Source organism: Legionella lansingensis, from assembly GCF_900187355.1.
Classification (GTDB): domain Bacteria; phylum Pseudomonadota; class Gammaproteobacteria; order Legionellales; family Legionellaceae; genus Tatlockia; species Tatlockia lansingensis.
Window position 1 is genome coordinate 2,537,016 of the sequence record NZ_LT906451.1, and the last position, 17,211, is coordinate 2,554,226.

The window sequence follows — 17,211 nt, forward strand, 5'->3', positions numbered from 1 at the left end:
CAAGGTTTATTGTGTGCCAGGCATCGTGCATATGAAAACCTTGATTACGCTTACGCTTCATCAAGGCTACTCAGTTCAAACCTGTACTCAATTTTTCGCGGGGATGACACAATTTGGTATACATTCTCCATTTATTAACAATCATTTTGACCGTGTAGTTCAACCCAGACTGGAGCATGATCAGAGGGTCTCTCCCACTTTCTTGGCATCCTATCAATTTGGGATAAGGTGCAAAGGCAATTTAGTTCTTTGTTTAGCAAAATGTGATCAATGCGTAAACCGCGGTTGCGCCTGAATGCCCCTGCACGATAATCCCACCAAGTGAACGCTTGGTCTTCCTGAGAGAAATTTCGAAAACTATCACTAAACCCCAACGCTAATATGTCAGCAAATGCTTTTCGTTCTTGTGGACTGACCATGACACAATTTTGCCATTCAAGTGGATCATGCACGTCTCTATCCTCTGGAGCAATATTAAAATCACCAACAATAGCAATTTTGGGATAAAGCAGCATTTGTTCTTTAATAAAAGCGATGGTCTTGTCTAGCCATTCCAATTTATAGACATACTTTTCGGAAGCCACCTCAGAACCATTAGGTACATAAAGATTAATAACTCGTATTCCAGCAATAGTAGCAGCCAAGAAGCGTCGTTGCGGATCGACAAACCGAGGGTTCTCTTTAAGGATCTCCTCAATAGGGTGGCGACTAATGATCGCCACCCCATTGTAGCTTTTTTGTCCAGAAAAAGTAACATGATAACCAAGCTCGGAGAATATATTGCTGGGGAAATGCTCATCAATAAGCTTAGTCTCTTGCATTGCTAAAATATCCACTTCGGATGATTTTACCCAATTTAAGATGTGCTCAAGACGAATTTTCAAAGAATTTACATTCCAGCTGGCAAGCTTAAGCATACCAATCTCCCTCATACTCAATCATTAGGGGGGCATGATCAGACCAACGCGGCTCCCGATAAATTACTGCATCTGTCACACTGTCCCTTAACCCAGGAGTAATGACTTGATAGTCGATTCTCCAACCCACATTCTTATCTCTTGCAGTTGGACTACGATAAGTCCACCAGGTGTATTGCCCTTCTTCCTGATTAACCACACGAAAAGCATCAACAAAGCCCATGGAATCAAAAAGCTTATCCATCCAAGCTCTTTCTTCAGGGAGGAAACCTGAATTTTTTTGATTAGCCTGCCAATTTTTTAAATCAATTTTTTTATGGGCAATGTTGTAGTCTCCGCAAAGAAGTAACTCTCGTCCCTCCTTTTTTAAAACTAGCAAATGTTTAGCAAAACGGTCCAAAAAATCATACTTAACTGCTTGCCTTATTTCTCCACTGGTACCAGAAGGCATATAAAGAGAAATGATACTTATTTTGGGATAATCAAATTGTAGGTAACGCCCCTCATTGTCACAATAGTCAAAACCCAAGCCTTTTACAACTCGCAGAGGCTTATGGCGAGCATAAATGGCTACCCCGCTATAGCCTTTTTTTTGTGCGTCATAATATTCACAAAAATAGCCTTTCGGAAAATAAAGTTCTTCCGATCGCTTATCGCACAATTGAGCTTTCGTTTCTTGTATACAAACAAAATCAGCGTTTTGTGCATTTAGCCAATCATAAAACCCAGCGCGGGCAGCAGCTCGAATACCATTAGCATTAAATGTAATTACTTTCACGTTCACACCATTGAGTAAAACTAAGGTCTGTTGACATAAAGCTGTGTCGCAATTCTTCCTAAACGCTTGCCCAATTGTTTTGCCAAAATCATTTCATCCTGACTGATAGGATTTTCGTTAGACATACCAGCCACATGGGTAACCCCATAGGGAGTACCACCCGTCCGCGTTGTGCTTAGACTCGCTTCAGTATAAGGCAATCCAATAATGAGCATCCCATGATGCAGCAAGGGTAACATCATACTCGTTAGAGTAGTCTCCTGTCCTCCATGCATAGAAGCAGATGAAGAAAAAACGCACGCAGGCTTATCAACCAAATCACCAGCCAACCACAGTGGCGTTGTCATATCCAAAAAATATTTTAGAGGAGATGCCATGTTACCAAAGCGCGTTGGGCTACCTAGAGCGAGCCCTTGACAATCACGAAGATCGTCCAAGGTGACATAAGGTGCTCCATGCTCAGGGACAAGTTCATCAACAGCTTCACAGGTCGCCGAAACAGGTGGGACTGTTCTTAATCGTGCCTCCATACTGCCAATACCTTCTATGCCGCGAGCTATATATTGGGCAAGTTGGGCTGTGGCTCCATGACGAGAATAATAAAGAACAAGAACATAGGGTTTAGTCATGAATAAGCTCCAAGACTTTTTCTGGCGGACGGGCAACAACCACTTTTTCACCGACAATGGCAATCGGTCTTTGCAGCAACTGAGGATAATCAATGAGTGCTTGCAAAATGGTAACCTCATCAGCTTCTGCCAAATGCAATTCTTTATAAAGCGTTTCGTTTTTACGAACAATCGCATCAAGGCCTAATTTAGTAACGAAAGCCCGCAGGGAGTCCAAGGTGAGACCATTCTTTATGTAATCAATAACTGTTAATGGAACTCCAGCCTCTTGTATGAGCTGTAGACAAGCTCGTGACTTTGAACAACGAGGATTATGGTAAACAATGAGCATTTTTGACACCTTTTTAAAGAGCTAAGTATAGCGCTAATTTGCTAAAAGTACTTGTATATTTTTTTTGATGCTAAACGTTTTTACCTATTAAATTAAACGAAGTACATTGTCATTTGGAGTTCCAATATGAGATAGTAAAAAAGCTGTATATTTAAGCTGTGTTTATACCTCTGGTAACAATAATAATTTTACATGGTCTATTGTTTCATGGATTGGAAACATAAATTAACTACAAAATTTTATGAAGCAAAACGTTTTATTTTGTTTGTGGTCGAGCATTTTATAAAAGATGATTGTACTTATAGGGCTTCAGCGTTAGCATTCACTAGTCTGCTTGCTGTTGTACCTTTAATGAGTGTTAGCCTAACGCTGCTCTCCTCTTTTCCCGTTTTTGAAAAATTATCTCAGCCCGTGCAAGATTTTATTTTTCAAAATTTCGTGCCGGCAACAGGTAAAGTAATTCAAAATTATCTAAAACAATTCTCCACGCAAGTCTCCAAACTCTCTATATGGGGAGTGGCTATTTTGTTCCTAACCGCTTTATTAGTGATGGTCACAATAGAAAAGGCAATGAACCGAATTTGGAAGGTCCATACTCCTCGAAAAGGAGTAGTGGCCTTTTTATTATATTGGGCTATTTTGTCTCTTGGACCTGTTTTTCTTGGTCTAAGCTTAGCTGCCAGTTCTTATGTTTTGTCTTTGCTTTTCACTCAAGAATATCGTGCTCCTTTAGTTCTTCTAAATAGCATTCCTTTTTTTCTTTCCTTGGTGGGCTTTACCTTTTTGTATGTTGTGGTTCCCAATTGTCCGGTTAAAATTATTCATGGCTTATGGGGAGGATTGGTCGCAGCTATTTTATTTGAGTCTGCGAAACAGGCTTTCGCGTATTATTTAGCCCAGTTTGACACGTATGAACTGCTCTATGGCGCGTTCGCTACCATTCCTATCTTTTTTGTTTGGGTATATTGGGTATGGGTAATCACCCTTCTCGGTGCAGAAATTAGCTACGCGCTTTCCGTTCATTATAAAAGACGACCTGGGATACCCATCGACGGTTTCTCACATGCCTTATTATGGTTGCATCAACTCTGGTTAGCTCAACAATCAGGGAGAGGTTTAACTCGTGAGGCTCTGATCTCCGCAAGTTCTCTGCCCTTTGCAATTAACGTAGATAATATGATCCATGAACTGATAAGCTCAGGGCTTGTTCACAATACCGATACAGGTGAGTTAATGTTGAGTCGCGATCTCAATCAAGTGACTCTTTACTGGCTCACCCAACATCTCCCATATCGATTACCCACCCGTGTAGAATTAGAAAGAGAAGATTTACCCCACACCATCTACTGGCGAGAAGTGTTAGATAAAACCGATCTAGAACTGCAAAAGGCGCTGGCCATTGACTTAAATCAGCTTTTTAGCCAAAGCTCTTAGAGCTTGTTAATTAATTCGCTAAAAATAGAACACTAGCCATTATTTGCGAGCATCGCAGCGCAGTTTACGCGAGAGTAAATGAGCAGCGAAGCGCAGCAAATGACGGCTGGTGTTCATTTTTAGTTAGAATTAATTAACAAGCTCTTAAGCTCTTCACCGACCCTCGCAGTAGTCCGGGTAAGTTGCTCAGAGCTCATTTTGAGCGCTTGGGCAAAATCCTGAAAAATATTCTCTCTCTTCACTAAGTCAACAATTCCTGTTTTTTCAAGTTCAGAATAAATACGCGCATTAGCCTCAGTTAACATGACATGAACTTGATGTTTCTGCAGGCTCAGGATCACCTCTTCTAAGGTTTGTAATCCGGTAATATCCATGAAAGGAACGCGAGCTAATCGAATAATCAAAATCTTTGGCTCAGTGTGCGTAATAGCCAGCGCGTGTTCTAGTTTTTCAACAGCTCCAAAGAATAACGGCCCTTCGATCATGTAAATCAATATATCTTCGTTGAGACCAACCGACTTTGGATTGACTAGCTCCTCTTGCAAATCTAGATTGCTGACTCGTTGTACTGCAACACTTGAGGCCATTCGTCTTAAAAATTGAAAAGCGGCTAAAATCACACCAACATATACCGCCATTACTAAATCCACAGCAATCGTTAGTACAAAAGTAGTTAGTAAGATCATGACATCGGCTCGTGGTGCACATTTAATCATCTTTAGGAAATGTCGAGCTTCACTCATGTTCCAGGCAACAACAAATAAGATCGCTGCAAGCACGCATAAGGGAATATTTACGGCCAATGGAGCTAAAAAGATGATGATCGTTAATAAAATAATGGCATGTACTATACCAGCAAGGGGGCTATTACCACCATTACGAATATTGGTAGCCGTTCTTGCAATGGCACCAGTGGCAGCAAACCCGCCAAATAAAGGAGCAGCGATATTGGCAATCCCTTGGCCAATTAATTCTTGATTAGAGTTGTGGCGCGTACCTGCCATTCCATCGGCAACAACGGCAGAAAGTAATGATTCAATAGCTCCAAGCATGGCAATGGCAAAAGCTGGTCCCATCAACTCCATTAATCGATCCACAGTAATTTCAGGCAAATGAAAGCCAGGCAATCCCTGAGGAATGCCTCCAAATGTGCTACCGATTGTGGCCACACCATCAAAATGGAAGATTGCTTGAACTACCGTCGCTACAACCAACGCAACCAAAGGACCCGGCACACGGCTTAAGCCAGGTAATTTATATGAATAAAGTACTAACGCCAGGGAAATCAGAGATAATGCAGTTGTTGTCGTATTTAACTGCGGAAGCACTTGCAGAAGATGCAGAAATTTCTCATGAAAATGCCCTCCGCCTACAGCGGGTAGACCAAAAAAATCTTTCCATTGCCCCACCCAAATGATAACAGCTATCCCTGCAGTAAAACCAACAATTACCGGTTGAGGGATGTATTTAATAACGGTACCAAAACGGGCCACACCCAAGAAGAAAAGAATAACCCCTGCCATGAGGGTGGCGATTTGCAGTCCATCAATTCCATACTTTGCTGTAATCCCTGAAAGAATAACGATGAAGGCACCTGTCGGCCCCGCAATTTGCAAGCGACTGCCACCCAATAAAGACACCAGTGCCCCAGCAACAATAGCGGTATAAATACCCTGCTCAGGTTTTGCACCTGAGGCAATAGCAAAAGCCATGGCCAGAGGAAGAGCAACGACACCAACGATAACCCCTGAAATGATATTGGGCAGCCAATGTTGTCGTTGTAATAATCCTGTACGATAAGCTTCTAGGAAAGCAATCATCTCGTTATACGCGTTGGGACAATGAGATAATTATTATACCTGCTATTAACGATTTTGCCATAAATATTTACATTAGACGCTAATATGATTCATAGTGAATAAGAATTAACTCCTTAAGAGTCGATTACAGGATATAACGTGTTAAGTCGTCATCCTCTACTAATTTACCTAAGTGTTTATCAACATAGGATTTATCAATATGGACTGACTCACCTGCTTTATCAGTTGCTTCAAAGGAGACAACTTCCAATAATCGCTCCATCACTGTATACAAACGCCGTGCACCAATATTTTCTGTACGCTCATTGACTTTCCAAGCCACTTCAGCAATACGACGAACACCTGTAACATCAAAGGTTAATTGTAAACCTTCCGTTGCCATTAGGGCGGTGTATTGTTCAGTTAAAGAAGCACTTGGTTCAGTTAGGATACGAACAAAATCCTCGACAGTAAGTGCACCTAATTCGACACGAATAGGCAAACGACCTTGCAATTCGGCAATTAAATCCGAGGGTTTAGCCACGTGGAAAGCACCTGAAGCAATAAACAAAATGTGATCAGATTTGATCATACCGTATTTTGTCGATACTGTTGTGCCTTCGACCAAAGGTAGAAGATCGCGCTGGACACCTTCGCGGGAAACATCACCTCCGGTCCCATGTTCTGCGCGCCTGGCAACTTTATCCAACTCATCGATAAAGACGATGCCATTTTGTTCAACATTTTCAATAGCACGGGTTTTGATATCTTCTTCATTGATTAATTTAGCAGCCTCTTCCTCACGTAAGATTTTCATTGCTTTGGCAATGGTTAATTTGCGTGTTCGCGTGCGACCACTGCCCATTTGCTGGAACATGGATTGCAATTGACTCGTCATTTCTTCCATTCCCGGTGGTGCCATGATCTCTACACCCACCTGGGCTGCTGACAATTCAATTTCAATTTCATTATCATCTAAGAGTCCCTCTCGCAATTGCTTGCGGAAAATTTGGCGAGTAGAGGATTCTTTTTCGCTCGGTGTGAGGCCAACTCTTGGTGGCGGTAAGAGAACATCTAAAATACGCTCTTCAGCAGCATCTTCAGCCAAATGTTCTACTTTCTTCATCGCCAATTCACGTTCTTGCTTAACAGCAATGTCAATCAAATCGCGCAGAATAGAGTCAACATCGCGCCCTACATAACCCACTTCAGTAAACTTGGTCGCTTCGACTTTGATAAAAGGTGCATTCGCCAATTTGGCCAACCGTCTAGCAATTTCGGTTTTACCAACACCTGTTGGGCCTATCATCAAAATGTTTTTGGGCATAATCTCGCTGCGCAAGACCGGATCTTGTATTTGCATCCGACGCCAACGATTGCGTAATGCAATGGCCACAGCACGTTTCGCTTCATCCTGACCAATGATATGTTTATTTAATTCTTGTACAATTTCCCGAGGAGTCATTACTATTCTATTCACTATCACTTTCCAATTCTTCAATGGTTAAATTGTTGTTGGTATATATGCAAATATCAGCAGCAATAGCCAAACTTTTACGCACGATCTCAAGCGCTGATAATTTTGTATTCTCTAGCAATGCCTTGGCAGAGGATTTAGCAAAAGGACCTCCTGAACCGATAGCAATAAGTCCTTCTTCCGGTTCGATGACATCGCCATTTCCTGTAATAATTAAGGAAGCCTTGCTGTCAGCCACAGCTAAAAGCGCTTCCAAACGCCGCAAAATTTTGTCTGTTCGCCAATCTTTGGCGAGCTCCACGGCAGCACGAACTAAATGACCCTGATGCATTTCAAGTTTTCGTTCAAAACGCTCAAACAAGGTGAAAGCATCTGCGGTTCCACCAGCAAAACCTGCAATGACTTTATCTTTATATAAGCGCCTTACTTTGCGGGCATTACCCTTCATAATGGTGTCGCCCATGGTGACTTGACCATCTCCACCAATAACCACCTTACTGCCGCGTCGAACAGACAGGATGGTCGTACCACGATATTGATCCAAAATGTATCCTCACTGTTGATGGTTTGCCATAAATGGGGTTGAAGAAAAAAAAATCAATAGATAAGCGATAATTTTTTAGGGTCTGTTGACAATTACTTTTTGGTTTAGATATCTAGGGTTGGCTGACATTTCTCACAAACTCCCTTCAATTCAATGGCATCTTGCCCTAAATGAAATTGATGGTCTTGTGTTAATTTTTGGATCAGGGAATGCATTTCACTATGATAGACCTCTTGCACCTGATGACACTGATAACACACCATCAAAATCTCAGAAGGTAGATGTTTTTCGGGTTCATGACAAAGCATATAGGATTGAATGGATTCAATTTTATGAACGACTCCGTAATCCACAAAATAATCCAAAACGCGATAAACAGAGGGGGGCGTAGAGCGTTGTTTTATTGCTGAAAGCTTATCAAGTATTTCATAAGCTTTAAGTGGCCGTTCACCCTGCCACAAAATATAGAGAACTGTCTTACGTAAAGACGTCAATTTAAGATTAATTGTATTACAATAAGTCAGAAAGGAAGCGGGGTAGATCATGTGTATCGATATTTATCTTTTAATAAATTCAGAGTACTTTAAGTTAAACGGTTAATAAAAGATACACCATGGAGTAAAGGAGGAATGTTTAGATGCTCTGCTATACTTTGGCCAATATCAGCAAAGCTATCTCGGCGACCAATAAATTGACTAGAGACTCCGGGTCCAAAAACCAAAACAGGAATATGCTCTCGCGTATGGTCCGAGCCTGGCATGGTAGGATCGCAACCATGATCAGCAGCAATCACCACTCGATCATCAGCATTAAGCAGTCGCTCTAGTTCTGGCATACGAGCATCAAATTGCTCAAGCGCATGGGCATAACCTGCGACATCACGTCTATGACCATAAGATGAATCAAAATCCACAAAATTGGTGAAAACCAAACTGCCGGCAGGTGCTGTTTTCATAGCTGCCAGGGTAGCATCAAACAATGCCATATTGCCATCTGCTTTTATTGTTTGAGTCAAGCCCTGGTGCGCAAAGATGTCTGCAATCTTACCAATGGCTATGACCTCTCGACCTACCTTTTTTAATTCATCCAATAAAGTAGGTGCAGGTGGCAAAGTGGCGTAGTCGCGACGATTCCCAGTGCGTGAAAATGAACCAATCTCCCCTATGAAAGGGCGAGCAATAACGCGACCAATTTGGTATTCATTCACCAATTCGCGCGCTATTTTACAGACCTCATACAGCCGTAGTAACCCAAACGCTTGTTCGTGAGCTGCAATCTGAAAGACACTATCTGCAGAGGTATAAATAATCGGTTTCCCTGTCTTTAAGTGCTCCTCACCTAGTTCGTCAATGATGGTCGTACCCGAGGCATGTTTTTGCCCTAAAACCCCGGGTAATTTTGCTCTTTCTATGAGTTCATCAATTAATTTCTTAGGGAAACACGGTATCTCATGAGGAAAATACCCCCACTCAAATTGCACCGGAACACCAGCCAATTCCCAATGTCCACTGGGAGTATCTTTGCCCAAGCTTTGCTCAACAGCATAACCATAGTAACCACTGGGCTCAGGCAATTGCGATAAATCAATCAGTCGTCTCCCTGAGCTCGCTACAGCAGCATGGTACAAACCCAGCCTTGTCAAATTGGGGATGTGCAAAGCTCCCTTACGCACACCTTCTTTATCAGCATAACCATCCTCACAGGCCAAATGAATATGACCAAAGGTATTCGCTCCTTTATCCCCATAGCGATGAGCATCAAGGCTTGCGCCAATCCCTAAAGAATCCATCAATAAAATACAAACACGTCCTGGCATCCGTTATTCCTCTACATGTCGACAATGGGTTTCTTTTAATCCGAATAAGACAAGCAATGCCAAGACCAAACCTATAGGTAAGATAATAGCGGCAAACTGGTAGTCCCCTAAAGAATACACAGGAACCTCATTTACTAATTGCATTTCACCATGACTCATTAATAAAAGACTAAACAAGTTTTGATAAATGATATAACCACCCTGAGTAAGAATAGAAATGACACTTACGGCTGTAGCTGTCATGATGACTGGACTGCTTTCTACCACCAAAGCATAGCTAATGACTTGGGCTGCAGTAAAAAAACCCAGTAAGAAAAATAAGATTTTCATGATAGATAGCGAAACTGGAGCAAATAGAACGACTAACAAGGTAAGCAACGACGCTATTACCCCTATTTTCATAGGCAATATACGCAAACCTAATTTATCAGAACACCAACCAATCACAGGACCACCAATGATTGCTCCTAAAAATAACATGGTGTTGACTGCAGCAGCATCTTCTTTGGAGACTCCCATTCTTTGAATCAGATAGAGAGAGCCCATCATCGCCCCAAAAACAGCTATAGCCATGTTCATAAGGCTGGTATATAAAGCTGCCCTCAGTGTTTGCGGATTTAAATAAGCCTTTTTAGCTGCAACGAAAACCGATATTTTTTGAACAATTTTGTGACTTTCTGTTCGTGTCTTATCAATCATGCCAAAAGCCATGAAGATTAACATGGCCGTTCCAAGCCAACCTACCTGTATGAGGGCATCACGCCATCCTATTTGATTGACTAATTTAGTCAGAGGATATTGCGCCAACATCCCCCCTGTCATTCCCATAGTGACGATTGCTCCTGTAACCAGAGCCATACGCTTAGGAGGAAACCAACGCGAAGCAAGACGAATGGGACCTAAGAAACAAAATGCACTGCCAATTCCAGTCACAAATCGACAAAATAAAGCGAGATAAAACGATTGCGCATGAGCGAGAATAAATGTGCTTATCACGCATAAAAACATAGCAAATAAGATTGTCTTTTTGGTAGAAAATCTGTCAAGGATCATTCCGGCAACAAACAGAAAGAGCACATTCGACAAATAGTAAATGCTTGATAAATAGGCCATTTTATCAGCTTGCACGTGAAAATCCTGCATGATGTTGTCAGCAATCGAGGCAAACATGTTGCCTTGAATAAATTCATAAAAGAAGAATAATGACGCACTAAAACAGACTAGCCAGGGCAACAACACAGAAGCTTGCTTTTCATCTTGATATTCTTCCACCATCTGCATAAAAACTCCTAAATCTAACGTTTGCAGTATGTTTCACGGGTTAGTAAAACAGCAATTAATGCGGCGAGCGCGGTAAGAGGAAACATCCACATGGCATATTGAAAGTCAGCGATAGTGTAATTTTTAGTAATAAGACCCGCATGATGCTGCATCAACCAACCAAATAGCACCTGACCTACACCTGCCCCACCCATAATAATCACTGAGGCGATACTCGTCGCTGCCCCTGTGTTGTCTGATAGATTACTCTCTGCTATCAGTGGATAACTAATCACTTGGGTGCTGGTGAAAAAACCAAGCGCAAAAAATAAAATACTTAAAACAGTCTGTGACAAAACAATATCCATAAATAAAGGGATGGTCGTAATTAGTGTTGCTATTGCACCGATGATCATTAAAGGCTTACGTCGGCCTTGATTATCAGAAAACCATCCAACCAAGGGACAACCAACGATACTACCAATAAAAATAAGACTCACCACATTGCTTGCAGCAATCTCTGGTAAGTGATGAACCACCTGTAGATAAGTGGCCCCCCATAAAGCACAAAGCACCATAATAGGTAAATTAAGAAAGCAGGTATAAAATCCAGCCAACCAATTTTGGCGGTTACCGAGAGCTTGCAAAAAACTTGGAATAGCAGAGGCTTGCGAAGATTTTTTTACTTCACCAGTGTTCGCTGGTTTATCTTGAACAATCAAATAAATCCAGAGTAACAAGCAGATACCGACGATACCATCAATAAATAAAGAGGCACGCCAGCCATAGAGCTCATTAAGATGAGCAAAAGGAGTGTGAGCCATCATCCCACCCATGAAAGCCATGGTTACCAAGGAACCGATAACTAACGCTTGGCGACGGGGAGGAAACCAATGAGAAACCAATACCACACAAGATAAAAAACAAAAAGCGTTACCTATACCTGAAAGGAAATGGAAAAAGCAAGCAAGAGCAAAAGAATGGGTGATGGCAAAACCTATGGTACCAATCACGCAAATCACCATTGCGATCAAAATAACTAAACGAGTAGAACAACGATCAAGAATAATTCCTGCTGGTAAAAGGAATAATAAGTCTGCCCATAAATAGGTACTAGACATCCAGCTAAGCTGTGCGGCATTAAGGTGAAAATCAACACGTAAAGGCTGATTGATCACATCAAAAATATTTAACTGAAAAAATTCGTAAAAGAAAAATAACCCTGCTGATAGGCAAACTAACCATGCCATGAAAGAGTTTCGCGGGAATACAAGCTCCGACTTCACTGCAAGAGACTCAGACAACATTACTCCTTAGCAAGGGGGGTCGCAAAATTTGCGCGAATTATAGCAAAAATTATAGGGAATGGATATCTTTGTTGCACAATTTATTGCCAGAAAAAACATTGCCAGCAGCGTAAAGATAAAATTAGATTTTTGCAAATATTCCATATAACGCATACCATTAACACCTTAGGGCCTGTTGACAATTCATTTATTCAATTTCTTGAAAACCCCTACGTACCGCGGCTTGTCCAGGTATCCACAAGATCCCTGGATGACGCGGACTGATCCCGGATCGAGTCCGGGAGCGTCGCGTAGGCTTGTAGAGCAATTGTCAACAGACCCTGGTTAGGGTTAATAAAATACAATAAGGATAATAATGATGATCCCAGTCAAAGGCTATGCTGCATCAAGTGCTAAAGCTCCATTGGAACCTTTTTCCTTTCAGCGAAGAGATGTGGGTGATCATGATGTATTGATTGATATTAAGTACTGTGGCATTTGTCATTCCGATATTCATCAAGCTCGCGACGAATGGGGTGGCTCCCTTTTTCCCATGGTCCCAGGTCACGAAATTGTAGGCATCGTTGAAAAAGTTGGGACAAAGGTTAAGCAGTTTAAAGAGGGGGAGCATGTTGGTGTAGGCTGTCTTGTTGATTCTTGCCGCCACTGTGAAAATTGTGAGGATGGGTTAGAACAATATTGTTTGGAAGGACCAACAGTGACCTACAACGGGATGGAGCGTGATGGGAGCCATTTAACGCAGGGTGGGTACTCAACAAAAATTGTCGTTGATGAAAATTTTGTTTTGCGTCTTCCTAACAACTTACCACTAGCTGACACGGCGCCATTGTTATGTGCGGGAATCACGCTTTACTCACCTTTAAAACACTGGCAAGCAGGTCCAGGCAAAAAAGTGGCCATACTTGGTTTAGGTGGCATCGGGCATGTAGGAGTAAAAATTGCGCATGCCATGGGTGCTAATGTCACTGTACTTAGCCATTCAACCAGAAAAGAACAAGACAGTAAGCGTCTTGGGGCAGACTTTTTTTATGCGACTTCGGAACCAAACACCTTCAATAAATTAGCCTTAAGCTTTGATCTCATCCTCTGTACCGTATCCGAAGGAATTGATTGGAATGAATATCTAAAATTGTTGAAGCGGGACGGCACTCTGGTGGTTCTTGGAGTCCCGAATAAGGATGTCCCCGTTGGTGCTTTTTCACTGATTAGCGGTCGCCGTAGTTTGGCGGGTTCAATGATTGGTGGTCTCGCAGAAACTCAAGAAATGCTTGATTTTTGCGGCAAACATAATATCACTGCAGACATCGAATTGATTCCTATACAAAAAGTTAATGAGGCTTATGAACGGGTTCTAAAAAGTGATGTACGTTATCGATTTGTAATAGACATGGCATCCTTGCGTTAGTAAGAACCGCACCTCATCTCTGAGTCTCTACTTAATCGTGTCATTCTCGCGGAGGCGAGAACCATCCTAGATTCCCGCTTACGCGGGAATGACGCAGTCTTATGAACAGTCGTTGTCGTTTTGGTTTTGCCAGGATGTTTACTCTCTACTATTGTTAAGATAATAAATTGAATAATTCGGGTGAATCTATTATGCAACGATTGCAGACATTTGAAAGACGAAATTATTTATTTTTGTTCTTTTTTTCTTTCGCCTTGATCATTTTCTGTTTTGATAGTCCTGCAGAACAAAAAACACCATCCCCAAAAACCATCATTGAAGTTACGGATACCCAGTTTCAACTTAATGAACAGGGCAAAGCAGCGAAAGCATTTAATCTCCGTTTTATTAAGCCTGACGGTTCGATCAGTAAAGAAGGTTATTTTGGCACCAAAGGTGATCTATTCAATGTAACGGTAGTAAATAAATCAGCTGAACCGATAACAATCCACTGGCATGGTCTTATCGTTCCTAATGATCAAGATGGTGTACCTTATGTAACGCAAACCCCAATTAAACCAGGTGAGAGTCACCCTTATAAATTTAAACTTCTGCAATCAGGGACTTATTGGATGCATTCTCATGTGGGCTTTCAAGAGCAACAGCTCTTGGCAGCACCTTTTATTATTTATAAGCCCGGTGAACAAAACAAAGAACAAGAAGTCATTTTGTTCCTGGAAGATTTTACTTACGCTGATCCTAACATCCTATTTCAAAAATTGCGCAGTGCCAAAATGCCCGCTATGACAATGTCAAAATCGATGAATATGAATGGAAAAGCAGATTTTAATGATATTGACTACGATGCCTTTCTCACCAACAGAACGACATTGAAGAAACCCGAGATTAAAACAGTCAGTGCAGGTAAAACGATACGGCTGCGAATAATCAATGGCTCAGCTTCGACGAATTTTCAGATCAATTTAGGTAATATTGCAGGGACATTGATTGCTGTAGATGGTGAAGATGTTCAACCAATAACTGCCAAGACATTTCCGATTGGTATTGCCAATCGGCTGGATATCATTTTAACGATCCCTAAACAGGGTGGTTTTTTTCCTATTCTTGCACAAGCGGAAGGTACGAATAAGCAAACGGGACTAATATTAGTCACAGGAATAATGCCCATTCCACAATTAAGTTCAATTGCGGCACAAAGCATAGGTCGCATTGATTATTATCAACTTGAAAAGCAATTGCACGCGATACGACCTTTGACAAAGAAACCTGTTACTGTTAGTTTGTCATACTCACTAGACGGCAACATGCAAGGTTATCAATGGATGCTGAATGGTCAGAGCTACCCTAAAATCACGCCTAAGACAATTAAGCAAGGCGATCGGGTGGAAATGGTTTTTACGAACACAACCCAAATGTCTCATCCCATGCATCTCCATGGGCATGTTTTTCAAGTCACAGAAATTGATGGTATAAAACTTCCGAATGGAGCAATGCGCGATACTGTTCTTGTGCAACCTAATAGTACAGTAAAAATCCAATTCGATGCTGATAATCCAGGAATATGGTTGAATCATTGTCACAATCTCTATCATTTCATCGCCGGTATGGGTACAACGGTAGAATATATTGGTTATCCTAAGCCTTCTTTTTACCTGGAATTCATTGGCGCTGGCAAAAAATAAGCTGCAAGAATATTGCAATCCGCTTAGAACGATGAAAGACTAATAAATTAGTCTTTCAAAGCTAAACCCCCAATGGAAGAAACAACGTGTTAAGCCAGGGAGAAGGCATGTTTCGCGGACTAATTAATTTATTACCGATATGGCAAATCTTCTTAATCAATCTTTCAATATTGATTTGCATTTCTCTCTTAGCCAGTTATCTAGGCTCGATACTCATTCCTCAAGAAACCATTGACCGAGAATACTCACGCAGCACTGATAGTGTGCTTAATATTATGGGCAGCGGTTATGGCGTGTTCCTGGGTTTTGTGATTATAGCACTCTGGAACCATTATCTCGCTGTACAAAAAATTATTTATGAAGAAACGGACGCCATCAGTGTGATTGTTCGCCACCTCGACGTTTTCCCCCCTAAAGAAGCCAGTCTACTGCGAAAAAACATTCAAGCCTATGTTGTTGCAGTGAGGGGAGATGAATGGGAGAAGATGCGTGAAGGCAAAGAAAGTGAAAAAGCTTGGACGGCTCTGCAGGATCTACTCCTGTCTTTTCAAGATTATACACCCCAAACCCCAAAAGAAGAGTTATTTTATCGTCAAAGCCTTTCCTTCCTTGATAAGGTTTTGAAGCAACGCCGTGACAGATTGATGGCTGCGAAAAGCATTATTAATGACGAGCTTCGAACAGCCTTAATCCTAGGGGCGATAGTAATCATTTTTTTAGCAAGCCTCCTTAAAGCGAAGGAAGGTGGCATGCGGATCTTCGCCAATGTATGTTTGGCAATCGTAATCGGATTCAATTTAACTCTAGCAATCAGCTTTGATTTCCCATTTTCAGGAAGTATCTCAGTCGGTAATAGTCCTTTCTATGAAGGGGTATTAGCGACACTTTGAATGATAAGTCTTTCATCAAGTTAGCTTTTTTAAATTTCCCGATCATTTTATTCATTTTTACTCATCGTGAGGCAATTATTTCACGCCTAAGGTATTATGTTACCCTTCTTTTTGTTATAGGAGATAAAAATGCCTTCATTAAAGCAAGTCATTGACGAATTTAGAAATGCTTTCCAATATCTAGATGAGACAGACCATAGACGGTCACGCTTGTATGAATTTTGGTTCAAGAGTGAGCGGTTAAAAAAAACATTTACCAATGAAGAGCTAACAGCAGCTATAGAAGACGCAGTAAAGAATTGCAATAGCAATCTACGAAACTTGGTTAGTCAGCGGGGAAATGAGGACTTCGATACTGTGAAAACAGAGTTCTTTAATATCATTGCAGAGACCCTTCATGCTGTACAAGTAAAACGGTTTGTCCATGGTTCAGTAGCAATAAAAAATTTTGAGTACGCTGGTCAGTCTATTTTTGAGCGGTATTTGGTTCCTAAAGAAGCGAGTTTCTTTGAGAAAGAATTGATGAATAGCCTCAATGCTCTCACAACTAAATTCCCTGAGCTTGCTCCCTTGATGAATACACTAGCGCAAAAGATTGCCGATAATGAACAATATGCAACCGTTTTGTGTCGCGGAAAAACAATGAAACATCCTAATGGCGAACTAATATACTCTGAGAGTGAGTTCAAACTTAATAACACTTATCAAAACCGCGAAGCCCGTGAAGAATATGCAACTGAAAACATTGCCAAAATAACCTTGTAGGTTTTCTTTGCTCAGTGATCGACTCATTTTATAAGTCATCCCCCGCAGGCCACTGCCATTAAGTTAAATCTATCCTCAAAACTGTCATCCCCGCGAAGGCGGGGATCCACCTCTGATTGCGCTCAAGGGTCAGTGTAGGAATGGACCCGCCTTCGCGGGAATGACACCCATTAGGAG

At 41.5% G+C, this 17,211-nt stretch carries 16 protein-coding genes; 5 read left to right on the forward strand and 11 right to left on the reverse strand.

Annotated elements, in window-relative coordinates:
* Positions 1-134: 134 nt before the first annotated feature.
* The 4 genes from xth to arsC are packed head-to-tail and all read right to left on the reverse strand — an operon-like array spanning position 135 to position 2,655.
* Positions 135-917, reverse strand: a complete 783-nt coding sequence (gene xth / locus CKV79_RS11630; RefSeq protein WP_028372548.1) for an exodeoxyribonuclease III — start codon at positions 915-917, stop codon at positions 135-137.
* Positions 910-1,695: an exodeoxyribonuclease III gene (locus CKV79_RS11635; protein WP_028372549.1), complete on the reverse strand. Its 786-nt coding sequence runs from the start codon at positions 1,693-1,695 to the stop codon at positions 910-912. Before CKV79_RS11635 ends, xth begins: the two co-directional genes overlap by 8 nt.
* Before the next feature lie 20 nt (positions 1,696-1,715).
* The gene (gene wrbA / locus CKV79_RS11640) at positions 1,716-2,324 is read right to left on the reverse strand and encodes an NAD(P)H:quinone oxidoreductase (protein WP_028372550.1); all 609 of its coding nucleotides are present in this window, start codon (positions 2,322-2,324) and stop codon (positions 1,716-1,718) included.
* Positions 2,317-2,655 carry an arsenate reductase (glutaredoxin) gene (gene arsC / locus CKV79_RS11645; protein WP_028372551.1) on the reverse strand — a complete coding sequence of 113 codons (339 nt, stop codon included), beginning with the start codon at positions 2,653-2,655 and terminating at the stop codon, positions 2,317-2,319. Before arsC ends, wrbA begins: the two co-directional genes overlap by 8 nt.
* Positions 2,656-2,862: 207 nt before the next feature.
* On the opposite strand from arsC, the gene CKV79_RS11650 reads away from it, so the two are divergent.
* Positions 2,863-4,089, forward strand: a complete 1,227-nt coding sequence (locus CKV79_RS11650) for a YihY family inner membrane protein (protein ID WP_028372552.1) — start codon at positions 2,863-2,865, stop codon at positions 4,087-4,089.
* Between the two features lie 119 nt (positions 4,090-4,208).
* Here CKV79_RS11650 and CKV79_RS11655 read toward each other — a convergent pair whose 3' ends face one another.
* The 7 genes from CKV79_RS11655 to CKV79_RS11685 all read right to left on the reverse strand — a co-directional run bounded on the left by CKV79_RS11655 (position 4,209) and on the right by CKV79_RS11685 (position 12,289).
* Positions 4,209-5,909 carry a SulP family inorganic anion transporter gene (locus CKV79_RS11655; RefSeq protein ID WP_051546087.1) on the reverse strand — a complete coding sequence of 567 codons (1,701 nt, stop codon included), beginning with the start codon at positions 5,907-5,909 and terminating at the stop codon, positions 4,209-4,211.
* Between the two features lie 124 nt (positions 5,910-6,033).
* Entirely contained in the window at positions 6,034-7,359 is a 1,326-nt protein-coding gene (gene hslU / locus CKV79_RS11660) for an ATP-dependent protease ATPase subunit HslU (RefSeq protein ID WP_028372553.1), read from the reverse strand.
* A 1-nt stretch (position 7,360) separates the two neighbouring features.
* On the reverse strand, positions 7,361-7,909 hold the full coding sequence (hslV, locus tag CKV79_RS11665) for an ATP-dependent protease subunit HslV (RefSeq protein WP_028372554.1): 549 nt from the start codon (positions 7,907-7,909) through the stop codon (positions 7,361-7,363).
* A gap of 104 nt (positions 7,910-8,013) precedes the next feature.
* Positions 8,014-8,403, reverse strand: coding sequence for a Fur family transcriptional regulator (locus CKV79_RS11670; RefSeq protein ID WP_157737142.1), 390 nt, complete (start codon positions 8,401-8,403; stop codon positions 8,014-8,016).
* Positions 8,404-8,492: 89 nt separating this feature from the next.
* On the reverse strand, positions 8,493-9,725 hold the full coding sequence (locus tag CKV79_RS11675) for a phosphopentomutase (RefSeq protein ID WP_028372555.1): 1,233 nt from the start codon (positions 9,723-9,725) through the stop codon (positions 8,493-8,495).
* A gap of 3 nt (positions 9,726-9,728) precedes the next feature.
* Positions 9,729-11,006, reverse strand: coding sequence for an MFS transporter (locus CKV79_RS11680; protein WP_028372556.1), 1,278 nt, complete (start codon positions 11,004-11,006; stop codon positions 9,729-9,731).
* A 14-nt stretch (positions 11,007-11,020) separates the two neighbouring features.
* Positions 11,021-12,289, reverse strand: coding sequence for an MFS transporter (locus CKV79_RS11685; RefSeq protein ID WP_028372557.1), 1,269 nt, complete (start codon positions 12,287-12,289; stop codon positions 11,021-11,023).
* Positions 12,290-12,650: 361 nt separating this feature from the next.
* Here CKV79_RS11685 and CKV79_RS11690 point away from each other — a divergent pair, with 361 nt between their 5' ends.
* From CKV79_RS11690 to CKV79_RS11705, 4 genes are all read left to right on the forward strand, one after another.
* Positions 12,651-13,697 carry an NAD(P)-dependent alcohol dehydrogenase gene (locus CKV79_RS11690; protein WP_028372558.1) on the forward strand — a complete coding sequence of 349 codons (1,047 nt, stop codon included), beginning with the start codon at positions 12,651-12,653 and terminating at the stop codon, positions 13,695-13,697.
* Positions 13,698-13,888: 191 nt separating this feature from the next.
* Entirely contained in the window at positions 13,889-15,379 is a 1,491-nt protein-coding gene (locus CKV79_RS11695) for a multicopper oxidase family protein (RefSeq protein ID WP_035915032.1), read from the forward strand.
* 107 nt (positions 15,380-15,486) lie between these two features.
* Complete coding sequence (locus CKV79_RS11700) at positions 15,487-16,269, forward strand: bestrophin-like domain (protein WP_028372560.1); 783 nt, start codon at positions 15,487-15,489, stop codon at positions 16,267-16,269.
* Positions 16,270-16,398: 129 nt separating this feature from the next.
* The gene (locus CKV79_RS11705; RefSeq protein WP_028372561.1) at positions 16,399-17,034 is read left to right on the forward strand and encodes a hypothetical protein; all 636 of its coding nucleotides are present in this window, start codon (positions 16,399-16,401) and stop codon (positions 17,032-17,034) included.
* The last annotated feature ends 177 nt before the right edge of the window (positions 17,035-17,211 follow it).

What these genes read in the sequence shown, in the direction of transcription:
- CKV79_RS11680 (WP_028372556.1), bottom strand. Translation starts at nt 11,006, where the DNA reads ATGCAGATGGTGGAAGAATATCAAGATGAAAAGCAAGCTTCTGTGTTG.
- CKV79_RS11655 (WP_051546087.1), bottom strand. Translation starts at nt 5,909, where the DNA reads ATGATTGCTTTCCTAGAAGCTTATCGTACAGGATTATTACAACGACAA.
- CKV79_RS11705 (WP_028372561.1), top strand. Translation starts at nt 16,399, where the DNA reads ATGCCTTCATTAAAGCAAGTCATTGACGAATTTAGAAATGCTTTCCAA.
- wrbA (WP_028372550.1), bottom strand. Translation starts at nt 2,324, where the DNA reads ATGACTAAACCCTATGTTCTTGTTCTTTATTATTCTCGTCATGGAGCC.
- CKV79_RS11675 (WP_028372555.1), bottom strand. Translation starts at nt 9,725, where the DNA reads ATGCCAGGACGTGTTTGTATTTTATTGATGGATTCTTTAGGGATTGGC.
- CKV79_RS11650 (WP_028372552.1), top strand. Translation starts at nt 2,863, where the DNA reads ATGGATTGGAAACATAAATTAACTACAAAATTTTATGAAGCAAAACGT.
- CKV79_RS11690 (WP_028372558.1), top strand. Translation starts at nt 12,651, where the DNA reads ATGATCCCAGTCAAAGGCTATGCTGCATCAAGTGCTAAAGCTCCATTG.
- xth (WP_028372548.1), bottom strand. Translation starts at nt 917, where the DNA reads ATGCTTAAGCTTGCCAGCTGGAATGTAAATTCTTTGAAAATTCGTCTT.
- arsC (WP_028372551.1), bottom strand. Translation starts at nt 2,655, where the DNA reads ATGCTCATTGTTTACCATAATCCTCGTTGTTCAAAGTCACGAGCTTGT.
- CKV79_RS11700 (WP_028372560.1), top strand. Translation starts at nt 15,487, where the DNA reads ATGTTTCGCGGACTAATTAATTTATTACCGATATGGCAAATCTTCTTA.
- CKV79_RS11695 (WP_035915032.1), top strand. Translation starts at nt 13,889, where the DNA reads ATGCAACGATTGCAGACATTTGAAAGACGAAATTATTTATTTTTGTTC.